This window comes from Phytomonospora sp. NPDC050363 (assembly GCF_040655735.1).
In the GTDB taxonomy this organism is placed as follows: domain Bacteria; phylum Actinomycetota; class Actinomycetes; order Mycobacteriales; family Micromonosporaceae; genus Phytomonospora.
In genome coordinates this window covers 1-12105 of the sequence record NZ_JBFAKK010000024.1, presented here as the reverse complement: position 1 = coordinate 12105, position 12105 = coordinate 1, and the positions used below count along the sequence as shown (strand labels likewise).

Here is a 12105-nt window from a genome sequence, read left to right as displayed (position 1 = left end):
GACCATGCCAATCGACTCCGTCTGGCGGATCTTCGACAACGAGCTGTTCGAGCAGCGCCCCGGTCTGACCGCGGCCGAACGCCACCGCCTCACATACGAGCGCCTTCGTCACGTCAACGCGGCGATCGGTTCAGGCGCCGCGCTGCTCATCGACCGCGCGCGCATGAACGCGCTGTTCGCAGCGGCGGCCGTCGTCGACCCGGTCCTCTTCCACGCGATGATCCTGCACTACCCGCTGTGCCTCGGCTTTGTGACCGATCTCGGCGCCGGCAACCCCGAGACCGCCGATTGCCTCAGCCGGCTCGAAAAGATGGACAGCGTCGGCGTGCTGCTACTGACCGAGGCCGGCCGCAGCGGCAGTCACCTCGCGACGGCCACCGAGGCGATCTATGACCACGACGGCCGCCGGTTCATTCTCCACACGCCGGAACCCGCCGCCGCCAAGTTCCCCGCCGCCGCCGATTCCGCCACACCTAAGACCGCGGTCGTCTTCGCCCGACTGCGCGTCGACGGTCGTGACGGAGGGGTGTTCCCGTTCCACCTCGACGTCCGGACCGATGAGGGCGTACGGGCGGGCGTGGCCATCGAACCCACCGAAGAAGCCACCGGCCTTCCGCATGACTACGCCACCGTCACCTTCGACCATGTCCCCGTTCCCTACGGGCACTGGCTGCGCGGCGAGGCCGCGATCGACGAGCACGGGACCTTCACCGACCCGGAGGGTTCCATCGCCGGCCGGCTCCGGCGTTCCCTGGCGATGAGCCGCCCGGTATGGCGCGCGATCGTCGCCGCCTCGGCGGGGATCTCCCGGGCCGCGGTGACCATGGCGCTTCGGTACTCCTACCGTCGAACCACCGCGGGCCCGCTTGCTCCGGACTCACCGGTGATCGCCTTCCGCAACCAGCAGCTGGCGCTGTTCGCCGCTCTCGCCGACAGCGTCGCGTTGACCGTGATCACCGAGCGGTTCGAACAGCCCGACATCGCGGCCGCCCGCACGGGGGACACCGGGATGGGGTGGGCGCCGTGGTCCGCGGTGGACCTAGAACTTCCCCTGCTCAAGGCGACAGCCGTTGACACCGCCCTGAATCTGGTCGGCACATGCCGGGCCCGATGCGGAGCAATGGCGAGCGTGGCGACGAACCGGTACACGGCTTACCACGGCCTCCTCGACGCCTACGTCTCCGCCGGAGGCGACAACCAGCTCATACTCCTCGACACCGCCCGTACGATGATCGCCGACGGCGATCATCCGGCCCCCGACACGGCCGATGTGGACATCACCGAGCCGCAGGGGTGGCTGTTGCTCGCCACCGCCACCGAGAACCGTTTGAGGACGAGCCTGGCCGCCGGGCTCAACGCGGCCCGCGGTCGTGGCGAGGACGAGTTCACCGCCTGGAACGACCACCTCGACCTCGCGCTGCGCGCCGCGACGGCTTACGCCGACCGCGTCGTTCTCCAGGCCTTCACCGACGCCGTCCAAGCCGCCGATCCCGCCGACCGCGAAGGCATGTCCCGGCTGGCCGCGTTCCACGCCTGCACCTGGATCGATCGCCGCGCCGGTGAGATCCTGCGAACCGGCGCCGGCACTCCCGATCAGGTCAAGGCGGCGGGACACGCTCGCCTCCGCCTCGCCGATGCCCTCGTCGAGACGGCTCTGGCCACCGTTGACGCCTTCGCGATCCCGCCCCGGCACCTCAGCCCGATCCTTGCCGGAGAAGGCGACTACCTCGAGATCCTGCTCGGTGGGCGCCGCACGGCGGCACCGGCTCCGCCGGCGTGATGCCGACGAACCGGTGCGGCGCGTTGGTCGGGGTGTACGGCGCGTTCTGACGGGCGTTGTCGGAGGAAGAGCCGCCGACAGGCGCACGGAAGCGACGTCGAGCGCCGCGCCTGACGTCGATCTAGTCGGGTCGCCCGAAGATGGTGAGCCCTCCGGAGAGCCGCTGCCGCGTGTCGCTCAGACCGAGGTGCGCGTTCCGCATGGCCCGGGCGAGGGGAAGGCCTTCGGCGTAGCGGTCGTAGACCTCGGCGAGCATCTCGCCGGCGACCACGTCGTTGATGTCCCAGAGCCCGCCGATGACTTGTGAGCTTCCCGCCAGCAGGCAGACCAGCGCGGTGGTGAGCGTGTCCGTTCGGGCGTTCGCCTTGGCCGACCAGCAGCTGCCCAGCACGACCCTCGGGGGCAGGCGCATGTTCAGCAGCGCGGTGGGCGACGACGGGCCTTCGGGGAAGAGCAGCCGGTACTCGAAGCCGTCGCCGGACTCGCCGTGGACTCCGACGGTGAGCAGGTCGAACTCACCGGTCTCCAGCGTTGACGCCAGCTCGGCGATCGTGTGCACCTGGGTGAACCGGATCGCTCCTGAGGCGTGCAGGGCCAGCAGCCTCGACAGTTCGAGTGCCGAGCCTCGAAGGCCGCGGCTGTCGAAGATCCCGATGACGCGGGCGACCTCCCGTCGGGGCACCGGCGCGAGTCTGGCGGCGCTCTGGAGGGAGATCGACGTGAAGATCTCCTTGGTGCCCTGCGGCGCCAGCCTCGGCCACGGCAGGCTCCAGGTGAGGCGGTCGGGGATGACGATGAGGTTCTGGCCTACTTCGCCGCTGGGGACGTCGACGAAGATCAAGGCGGAGAGCCGCTCGACCGCGTCCTGGTCGACGTCCTCGGATTCGGCTCCCATGCAGTCGATCAGCAGAGCCGTCTCCTGCTTGGTGAGCGGCACCCGGCGGACCAGCGGAGGAGATCCCGCGACGGCCACCACCGTGACCAGCATCAGGGCCTTCGGCATCTTGACGAGGTCGACCCACACCTTGCCGTAGTCCGGGAAGTGGTCGAGCGTGGATGCGGCGTCGGGGTGGATCTGCGTGAGCAGTTCCGACAGTGTCAGGTCGGCCATGGCGTCCCCGCGGAACCGGTCGAGTTCGCTCCGGCTTCGGCCGATCGCGGTACCGCCGCGGTATTCCCCCATGAAGTCCGAGATCCGCGCGATGGGCGACGACCTGTCGCCGGCCTCATAGATGTCGATCGCCTGCCCGAGAAGCATCGTGAAGGTCTGCTCTACCGGGATGAGCGATCGTGCGGACAATATGTCGTCGCGTTCCAGCCGGTCGAGGGACGCCGTCAGCGCGGCCGTGGACGCCAGAGTGCCCTCGCCCAGCCGTGACACCTCGGCGAAGGCCCGCATGGACGCCCGAAGAGGACTCGGACCCAGCTCCGCGACTGTCTCCTCCAGCAACCGAACCGCCGCGGGCCAGTCCTCCCGCTGCATCGCCACCGCGGCCCGGTTCATCGCGCTGCCCTCCTCGGCGCTGTACTCCGGAGAGATCCGGGTCGCGTCGACCACCCGCGCGTAGAGGCTCACGACGGCGTCGTAGGCGGGGTCGGACCTCGGAAGGTTCGCCATGATCGCGTTGAGGGCCGCGATCGCGACGTCTCGATCCGCCAGCTTGCCCGAGGCCATGCTGATCCGGGACCGGTAGAACTCGACGAGACCGCGATACCCCGCCGACGTCGCCGCCGCTTGGAGCCGGTGGACGACCTCGGAGAGCAGATCGCCGTCGCCGATCGAGAACGCCGCCTGCGCGCAGGCGGCGAGGAGCTTCGCCTTGCCGACGTCCGTCGAGCGCTCAAGCTGGAACAGCAGACCGCGCACGAGAGCGGCCGTGGTGAGACCCGGCAGCTCGTGCGACCGGGTCGCCCCCGCCAGGGAGGAAATGAGGAGCAGAACGGCCCGAGAAGGCCGGTCCGAGAACCAGGTGTCCGCCAGGTGTCGCGTCCGCTCGGCCTCCGGGACCCTGTTCGACGACCGGTGCCGTTCGGCGACCTCGGCGAGCAGACACCCGAGCAGACAGCGCACCAAGGGGGTCGGATCCCGGCCGGAGAAGTGCGCGCCGACGGCATGCACGATGTGATCCAGGGCGGCTTCGTAGACCGGTTCGCGATGGAGTACGAGGTACAGACGCGCGATCGCCTGCACGTCGACCAATTCGTCGCCGTCCAGCTCGTCGGAACTTCGCACCCGCAGGCCCTTGCGCACCCAGTCGGTGACCTTGGCCTCGAACCTGCGCCGCAGACTCACGGCGAACCGTCGTCCGACGGCGGGAAGACGGTCTTGGCGAGGAGTTCGGTGATCTCGGCGACCGTCGCGCCGCTGGGGAAGGTTCCCCGCAACTGCCCGCCGGGACCGATCGCGTCGATCTGTACGCCCTGACCCCCGCTGGACCGCGCGGGCCTGTTGAGGAGCAGAGAGACGCGCGTCGCGACGTCGGCCAACGTCTGCGGGGCCTGCAACAGCGAGATGACCATGGTGACGGGGGTCAGGACGTCGATCACCAGGGCCCAGCCCGAACTTCGCCGCCCCTCGGGCTCGGTCGCCACACCGTCTCGGATGAGCAGCTCGGCGAGTTCCCTGCTGACCTCGACCCGAATCGCCTTGCTCGCCATGTGAATCCTCCAGAGCAGGTGGACGATGCACAAGCCAAGCATTTCGCGGCGCCGATGTCAGCGGCGAGTCTCCCCGCGGAGGGGAAGGTCCGCATTCCCGAAAGGGCAAGGTCGCGCGTTTGCGGGATCTCTCCGGTCGTGGCTCGAAGAAGCCCCCTGTCAGCGTCTGCGCAGCCCCTTCACCCCGAGCCAGCCGATCGTGCTCGCGAGCACGAGCGACCCGATGATGAGCACCGCGTGCACGTACAGGAACGACGTCGGCGCCGACCCGTCCCAGGACCGCTCGTCGTTCCAGATCGCCAGCGCGAATCTGGGCCAGATCACCCAGTTCCACAGCGCGACCAGGAGCAGGAACACCGACCATCGCCGCGAGAGTTTCACGCTCGGCAGTATGCCCCAGGCCCGTTGCGCCGGTGCGGTGGCCACGCACGCCGGGGCCCGCCGTGCATACGATGCCCCGATGACCTCCGAGACACCCTTCACTCGCGGCGAGGCCCTCCGCTTGGCCCGGCAGGGTTCCCGCAACCCGGACAGCGTCCAGCCCTACCCGCACGAGGAGCTGGAGGCGGCACGGTTTGGCCGAGGCTACGCGTTCACCCAGGTGGTTCCCGCCGACTGGGGCGACGTCCCCGGATACGTACTGGTCACCCCAGAAGGCGTGGTGGCCGCGGGCCTGATCGACGGCACTTGGTCGCTCGACGGCGTCATCGCTGAGCACCTCGCTCGCCACGCCCACGCCCATCGCGTGATCTCCGACGAGCAGCTCGGGCCGTCGCAGCGGCTCGCCCTGGCCGCGTTCGCCTCCGGTGCCGACCGCATCGCGGTCTATCCGGAGGTGAGTACCCGGGATGCGGCGACGGCCGACCACGCGGAGTACGTCCTCCTCGTCATCCGGCGCTTTGCGCGTCCCGGGCAGGACGGCCGTCGTGTCCTAGCAGGCAACGACCAGCTCCTCGAAAGCCCCGAACCCGGCCGCCGGTACACGCATCCCTGCCCGCTGTGCGCACGACCATCCGTCCACGCGGAGCGGTATCCGCGCTCGGTCTGCGACCACTGCTTCGCGCGGACCACCGACTCGGCCGGGCGTCCCGTCAGCGGGGCGAACGTGAGCCTCAGCGGAGGCATGGTCGCTCACTACACGGATACGCCCGACGGCGTGCGTGAGGAGTGCGTCGAGGTCACGCGCACCGGACGCTGCCTGATCGACGGTCGCCCGGCGCACATGCAGGAGGCGCGTTTCGGCGGGATCGTGGTGGAGGCGGGGGAGTAGACACGGTTCGATTGCAGCCTTTGCGACTCGGCCACGTGTGCCGTGGTGGCGGTCGCGACCTCGAGACTTAACGAAGCGCCGAGCACCTACGCGAAGGATCCGACCTCGTCGAGGTAGTCGAGATTGGTGCCGGGAGTGAGTCGAAGTGCTCGGATCGGGCAGGTCCTCGCCGGGTGCGGGATGCCGGGATCATCGCCTCGCGGGGCGCTCGCCCGGCTGTCGGGCCGACAAGGATCGCGTGCAGCCGTTCACGTGCCTTGTCGAGGCAAATGATCTCGAGGCCGGTTCCCCATCCTGGGAAACCGGCCTCTGACCTGCTACTTCTCGGTGCAGCCTGGGCGACGCCACTACAACGTAAAGTACGAGCTCAAGGCGCTAGAGGCGCTGCTACGGAAGCTCCCAGATCTATCTGAGGTCGCCGTGCCTGCGGATGCCGTCTCCATCGAACCCTTGCCCGGCAAGAAGAAGTACCTGACACCTGAGCAGGAGCTGGAGGTTGTGGCCGGCTACCTTGCCGGGTCGACAGCACGCGAGCTCGGGGCAAAGTTCGGGGTCCATCGCAACACAGTGGGCCGGATCTTGAAGAAGCATGGCGTGGCTATGCGGATGCAAGGGCTGGCAGCTGGGCAGGTCGATGAGGCGGCTCGACTCTACGAGGCTGGCTGGTCGCTAGCGCGGATCGGCGACCGGCTCAAGGTCGACGCGGAGACGGTGCGAAGTCGGCTGCGGGAGCGAGGGGTTCGGATGCGAGACCCGAACGAGCGAATCTAGCCCAAACGATGGGTACTGTCCGGCGCCTGGGCGGCGGGAACGGCCTACTCGCTGCCGCCAGCATCAGCAGGATGGAAGTAGTGCCGAGGGCCGTGGGCCGCGTGAGGCAACGCAATAAGGTGTGTCCCGGAGATGATCGACTGCGCTGGGTGCAGGTGGCTCCCCATCAGACTGACCAGCGTGGCGGCGACTGCGGCAAGGTCAGCGGCTGACCCATGGAAAGTCGGGACCGAGCATCCTCGGGTTGGAACCAGTTCAGCACTGTCTGTCGGTTCCTGCCAAAGAGGGTGGTACAGCTCAAGCTTGCTGTTGCCCAAGATCGCCTGTCCAGCTCCTTGGTCGATCTCGGACGGGACGAGTTTCGTATCCAAGGCACAGAGATTAACGATTCCCAAGGTCCCAGAGTCGGAGTCGGTCGAGACCTGGGCGATCACGGCCCTCCGCTGTGGTTCATCAGCAAACGCATCGAGGTACATCGCGATGCTGTTGCTGACTGTTGCGTCGACAATCAGATCGGTTGCCAGAAACGTCTTCGGAGCATCCGGGATACTCCCAGATGCGACGGCTACGGTCAGATCGTCGCTGATCGAGCGCAGGCGCGCGGCGAGGGCATCGGCCTTGGGTAGGCCGATGTCATCTTCAACGTAGTTCTGGCGAACGAGCAAGCCACCGGTGATCGTTCCGGGATCGCAAACCGTGATCTCGGTGGCTCCAGCACGTGCGATGAACTCTGCGATCCAAGAGCCGAGCCCCCCGCATCCCCACACATGGACCTTCTTGCCAAGGAACCCGTTAACGGGCCGGCGATCGTCACGGCGCGTCGTGACCTCTTGCCGTTCATCGGACATACTGCACCACTCAATCAAAATCTCGGTCTTGATCTTTGCTGGGGCAAGGTCAACCCCCGTGCCTTGTTCCCGGGCGAGTCTCCGCAGATCGTCGGCAGTCGAAGATGGAAGTCGGCCACCCAAGAGGTGAGCCGGTCCGCCAACAGGGTGCGGCACTGCGACCACGAAGTACTGTTCGCTGCCTTCTGGGTTCCGAAGCGCGCTGGCAAGCAGCATGGTCAGGAAGGCCTGCGACGGCATCGAAACCCGAGCAGCACCGGCACCCAAACCGTCCTGCTCCGGGCCGTCCAACCGGGAGAGGAACACCGCAAACGTGGTGGCTGCGCCCAAGGGCAGGTCGCCTTCGAGAGTGAAGGCAAAAGTGTGATGACCGAGCGCCGCCTTCGACCAAGTCAGGTCGAATCGGTGATCTGATCGCGCCACAAGGGTGATGGCCTGGTAGCGCTTCAAGGGACCAGCATCGCGGACCACGATCGTCGGTGTCCCGGCCGTCTGGTGGAGCACGCCTCCAACTGCGTGGTACATGGCCGTGGAGGCATCAAAGTTGCCGCCCGCGGCGTCCGTGAGCCAATCCCAGAGACGGGTCAGAAGACCAGCAATGCCTAGCCACGGCTGCCATTCGCGAGAGGGATCCAGGTAGATGCACAGTCGGATGCCTTGAAGCACGTGGGGGTGGCCAAGGAACCTGAAGTGATCGACTTCGACGGTTGGCGGCAGCAACGGCGAGGAGCGAAGGCGAAGGATGAACTCCTCATCGTCTTGAATCCGCAAGCCGCCCTTGGTCCGCGGGATACCAGCTGTATGGAGCCCGACACGAAACAGGGCATCTCCGCCCGCGTCGAGCTGCTGTCGGAGGATGCGTAGTTCGCTCGGTCGCTGCCTCGCCAACTCCTTCAGCTCCACCAACAGCTGCTTCTGCCAACCCGTCAGCTGGTGACGCCTCGTCATCCGGCGCGGCCTGACCGCCCGACTATGGAGGTGGTGGCCGTCGCCGCTGCCGCTGCCGGGAATTTCGCGCTGCTGGACGAGGTGTTGGGGGGCTTGAACCCGTCGCCAAAGAGGTCTTGCCACAACTGCACGCTGCGATCCTTGTCGGTTTCCTGGTAGGCCTCCTCGATCTCTGCGGCGTGAGCATGGATGCGGTCGCGGAAGTAGCTGTAGGTCGACTGCTCCCAGCGGTGATCGAAGGTCACGCCCGAACCCGACGGATCGGCAATGGACGGCTTATACGGTCGCGCCTGAAGCCACTCGTCGAGGTCTTTGACCACGTGCAGCAGTGTGGTGGGCACGTTGCTGTAATAGCTGAGGTCTTGGAGTTTCCGGAACTCCTGAACCTGATCACCAAGCAAGGTAGTCAAGAGAATCGACCGAGTCCCGGTGAATGAGTTCTTGTGATCCCGCAGGTACTTCAGCAACCGGATCACCTTTCGAAGGTTTCCGTTAGCGAGGGCATCCTTGTTCTTCATCCATTCCGTGAAACCCTGTGGATTGGTCGACTCCCACGTGTTTTCGTCACGATTCACAATCACCTCGCGCCCGTCGGAGAAATTCAGGTGCGGCACGATATCGAGGTGCATTGAGTTCGAGTAGACAAGCCGGACGCACCGACACTTTCGGGATAGCGGCATACTGCGATACTTTTTGTGGCGCTTCAAGGCAGCATAGACCTCATCGATGTACGTCTTTGGACTGCCCGTCCACTCTGGACATTCGCTCATATCGAGCATGAAGTCCGCGTCGAACTCGTTGTCGCCGACCGGGTTGATGATCGTTCTGTGAGCCCAGGAGCCTTGCGGCATCTTGCCGATGATCATTGAACCGATCTGCTCATCGGCCTTGAGTGCCTTGTACACGTTGTCGACACGCTCGCACAGCAGATCGAGCTTGTATTGACTTAGGTTGACTGTATCCTGCAGTAGTACGTTGAAGTGATCGGCGAGCTGCATTAGACGAGGTCTCCATTCGGAACGCTGGGGCTTGTTTTAAGTTCGAGAGCATTGGTATATTTACCATCGCTGCGGTCATAAATGACCAAACTCGGGTGCACATTTGCATCATGGAGTCGGCCCAGCGCTAGAGCGGCAGACACGGGCACTGCGGCTAGTACATGTAGCCGCCTGATTTGTTTATGCTCAGCCTCAAGCGTAGACATGAGTGATCGCAAGGTGGAGGCGTAAGCGTCGAGTGTGTGCATAGTAGCGATGATGTCAATCGAAGGCGTTGCGCCTTCGGGACTCACCCTCCAAAGCGGAAGGTCTTGAAGACTGGTAGGTAGTTCAGCTTCTTGGACACTTCCCGAGACGTTCAGCAACAGCACGCCTTCTTCCTTATTTTTCTGCGTGCCGTTCTCGGCTTCCACGCGAAACTCCACAACGGATTCATCAGACTCTGGCCATGCCCAGCTCTGAGTGCTGCGGTGCCTCTGGTAGATCGTAACTGCGAATGTGTCATCGATCTTAGATCCAAAGTAGACCAAAAGCGGTAGCCGCGCGAACCCAAACACGCTCACGTGCTCAACAGCGTCCTGCCTGAGAGCGTCCCCCAGGCGATGCTCCAGAACCCGATCAATCTGTCGACAGCACTGCTGCCAGTAGGCCGCGTCCGCCGGATCCTCACCAGGTATCTGACGTACGTCTACCTCGAAACCGTCGCCGTGCAGGCTCAGCGGAAACTCCGGGAAGCGTCCTTCAGACCGGATCACGGCCTCAGCGGTGGTTGCCTTCGTAAGTTCGACCTCGTGGCCACGAACGCTTCCGATGAGACGAATCACTGCAGTACCGGCTGCTGGATGAAGTCCGGTCAACCTGTGGATCCACTCCTCGCGCTGCTGCTTCAATCTGCGGAGGCGGTCCACTGTCATCAGATCCAGAGCGCCTGCACGGTCGATCTCGTTGTGCTCGCCGCGACATAGCAGCATGAGGTTCTCGGCACGGTCACGCTTCTGGATCGGAAGCGGATCTTGACCGCGCGGGGAGCCGGCGGCCGTGTCACGCCCCACGATGTGGGCTAGTTCCCCGAGAGTGAAGTCCTGGTACGTCAACTTTCCCTCGAGAAGGTACGTGCCGCAGATCTGGCACCGACCTCCCGACCGAACCCAGACTTTGAGACGTTCCACTTCGGAGATTGCCAAGGGAACCTCCACCTCTCGAGCCACAGGCGGTCACGGATTGATCGCCTAACTTTTCGGAGCATGATTAGATGATCAATAGGTTCGGGCCTTTGTGGGGGCCCTGGAGCCCGATCGAACTGGCCGCGGTGGCCGAATCAAACGGGTAATCAGTGAACTACTGTCACCCTAGGCTGGCTGCGAAGAGCCCACATCGGATGTATGGAGGCCCTTCATGGCTGTTCGGCGCTCTGTTCGGAGACTAACCTTCTAGAATTGAAAGCTATTTGGGAAGAAAAGCCTGCGCGATTGGGCAGATACCCCGCCCTGCACTGGCACGCATGGAGACACGGCCACGCATGATCCCTCCATGAGATCAGATAGCGGCGGAGATGCCCGGGTGGTTGTGGCCGCCATCATTCGATGATCGACGGGCAAGACGCTCCGTTCGCCGCGCGCGCCTGCGACGAGGGCATCGCCTGATGACGAGGCTGGCTGGTGGTGCTGGAGTGGCGTATTACGAATCTTGAGCGGACGAGATCGCTGAGGAAGATCCCTGTGTGGGAGCCATGTGCGATTATGGAGTAGAGGCTCTAGCTCTTCGAAATCCAGGTCGGCCACCTTGGTCGGCCGCGTCCACACGGGGGCGCCGATGACTCATCATCTCGCACCGTACCGAAGGCTTACTACGCTAGTAGCGTGCATTCTCAGCTTGAGTGTAGCGGGGGTAGGGCTGGCCGCCGTCTGGTTGGCGCAGCTAGATTGGGTAGAGCGAACCTGGATTTGGAGCGAACTCGCCAATGCGCTAGGCGGTGTACTCCTTGCGCTCGGCATCTTTACGCTCGTATGGGAGACGTTTGCCAAAAGGCACTTTGCGCGCGAAGTATTTGAGGTCGCCCACCTCTCACAGGATCTTCGGCAAACAGGCCTCCGTTGTATCGGTGTCGATGCGACTGGCGGCCCTGAGTGGGACGGTTTGTTTAAAGGGGCGCGGAAAATCGACATCGTAGTAGCCTGGGGTCTGAGCTGGCACCGCGCCAATCAAGGCTATCTTCAAAGAGCGCGGGATAAAGGCGCTAAGATTTGCGTCTACCTGTCCGACGCTGAGGACGACCCTACCGTCGAGTATCTAGCGCTCATCTTCGGATACACGAGCGATGTTGTGAAGCAAAAGATACAAGAAGCGAGCCGTGCATACAAAGGCCTGCGCACAGGCCAGTACAGAGATCGGGTGCAGATCTTCTATCTTAAGGGTCACCGGCCGTACTCATTCTACCAGTTTGACCGACGAGCTCTTTTGTGCCTCTACAGATACCAGCCCGGACGTGAGGCTGCGCTCCCATTTTTCATCTGCGCAGAGGAAGGGAAGCTGTACGACTTTGTGCAAGAGGAACTTGCGTTCGTTCGATCGCACTCGCGTCCGGGCTTGTAGAGCGGGTATTCGACTACCGGACAAGCCGTTGTGTCTTGAGATCGACCAGGAAGCCGGCCCAGGCAATGATGTCTGAACTCAAGACCGGGTGACCCTGATGGTTGGCGTCCTTGGAGTCACGGACGAATACGTTCGCAGGTCCCATTGAGGTTCCCCCGGCTGCTCGGAGGCTTTTGATCATGGTCTGATAGGCCGTGTAGGAGGTTTCCTTGTCTGCCCCTCGCAAGTACCCCCAGGAGC

Annotated in this window: 10 protein-coding genes; 3 read left to right on the top strand and 7 right to left on the bottom strand. The window is 64.4% G+C overall.

Going from position 1 to position 12105, the window contains the following annotated elements; translation table 11 throughout:
* Window positions 1-4: 4 nt before the first annotated feature.
* Window positions 5-1780: an acyl-CoA dehydrogenase gene (locus tag AB0I28_RS37480; protein WP_357500855.1), complete on the top strand. Its 1776-nt coding sequence runs from the start codon at window positions 5-7 to the stop codon at window positions 1778-1780.
* A 121-nt stretch (window positions 1781-1901) separates the two neighbouring features.
* Here the strand turns inward: AB0I28_RS37480 and AB0I28_RS37475 are convergent, their stop codons facing one another.
* From AB0I28_RS37475 to AB0I28_RS37465, 3 genes are all read right to left on the bottom strand, one after another.
* Entirely contained in the window at window positions 1902-4073 is a 2172-nt protein-coding gene (locus tag AB0I28_RS37475; RefSeq protein WP_357500853.1) for a CHAT domain-containing protein, read from the bottom strand.
* Entirely contained in the window at window positions 4070-4438 is a 369-nt protein-coding gene (locus tag AB0I28_RS37470) for a hypothetical protein (RefSeq protein ID WP_357500851.1), read from the bottom strand. Before AB0I28_RS37470 ends, AB0I28_RS37475 begins: the two co-directional genes overlap by 4 nt.
* Before the next feature lie 159 nt (window positions 4439-4597).
* Window positions 4598-4819 carry a hypothetical protein gene (locus tag AB0I28_RS37465; protein WP_357500849.1) on the bottom strand — a complete coding sequence of 74 codons (222 nt, stop codon included), beginning with the start codon at window positions 4817-4819 and terminating at the stop codon, window positions 4598-4600.
* Between the two features lie 79 nt (window positions 4820-4898).
* Here AB0I28_RS37465 and AB0I28_RS37460 point away from each other — a divergent pair, with 79 nt between their 5' ends.
* Together AB0I28_RS37460 and AB0I28_RS37455 are read left to right on the top strand one after the other, a co-directional pair.
* Window positions 4899-5708 carry a hypothetical protein gene (locus tag AB0I28_RS37460; RefSeq protein WP_357500847.1) on the top strand — a complete coding sequence of 270 codons (810 nt, stop codon included), beginning with the start codon at window positions 4899-4901 and terminating at the stop codon, window positions 5706-5708.
* Window positions 5709-6035: 327 nt separating this feature from the next.
* Complete coding sequence (locus tag AB0I28_RS37455; protein WP_357500845.1) at window positions 6036-6479, top strand: hypothetical protein; 444 nt, start codon at window positions 6036-6038, stop codon at window positions 6477-6479.
* A 44-nt stretch (window positions 6480-6523) separates the two neighbouring features.
* Here AB0I28_RS37455 and AB0I28_RS37450 read toward each other — a convergent pair whose 3' ends face one another.
* The 4 genes from AB0I28_RS37450 to AB0I28_RS37435 all read right to left on the bottom strand — a co-directional run.
* A complete protein-coding gene (locus tag AB0I28_RS37450; protein WP_357500843.1) occupies window positions 6524-8230 on the bottom strand; it encodes a ThiF family adenylyltransferase in 1707 nt (568 codons plus the stop codon).
* Window positions 8231-8271: 41 nt separating this feature from the next.
* The gene (locus tag AB0I28_RS37445) at window positions 8272-9273 is read right to left on the bottom strand and encodes a cyclic GMP-AMP synthase DncV-like nucleotidyltransferase (protein WP_357500841.1); all 1002 of its coding nucleotides are present in this window, start codon (window positions 9271-9273) and stop codon (window positions 8272-8274) included.
* On the bottom strand, window positions 9273-10367 hold the full coding sequence (locus AB0I28_RS37440) for an SAVED domain-containing protein (RefSeq protein ID WP_357500839.1): 1095 nt from the start codon (window positions 10365-10367) through the stop codon (window positions 9273-9275). Before AB0I28_RS37440 ends, AB0I28_RS37445 begins: the two co-directional genes overlap by 1 nt.
* Window positions 10368-11878: 1511 nt before the next feature.
* A partial coding sequence (locus AB0I28_RS37435; RefSeq protein WP_357500837.1) for a hypothetical protein occupies window positions 11879-12105 on the bottom strand: 227 nt, incomplete at its 5' end.

Coding starts and splice junctions, on each gene's coding strand:
- AB0I28_RS37480 (WP_357500855.1), top strand. CDS start 5: ATGCCAATCGACTCCGTCTGGCGGATCTTCGACAACGAGCTGTTCGAG.
- AB0I28_RS37445 (WP_357500841.1), bottom strand. CDS start 9,273: ATGCAGCTCGCCGATCACTTCAACGTACTACTGCAGGATACAGTCAAC.
- AB0I28_RS37470 (WP_357500851.1), bottom strand. CDS start 4,438: ATGGCGAGCAAGGCGATTCGGGTCGAGGTCAGCAGGGAACTCGCCGAG.
- AB0I28_RS37460 (WP_357500847.1), top strand. CDS start 4,899: ATGACCTCCGAGACACCCTTCACTCGCGGCGAGGCCCTCCGCTTGGCC.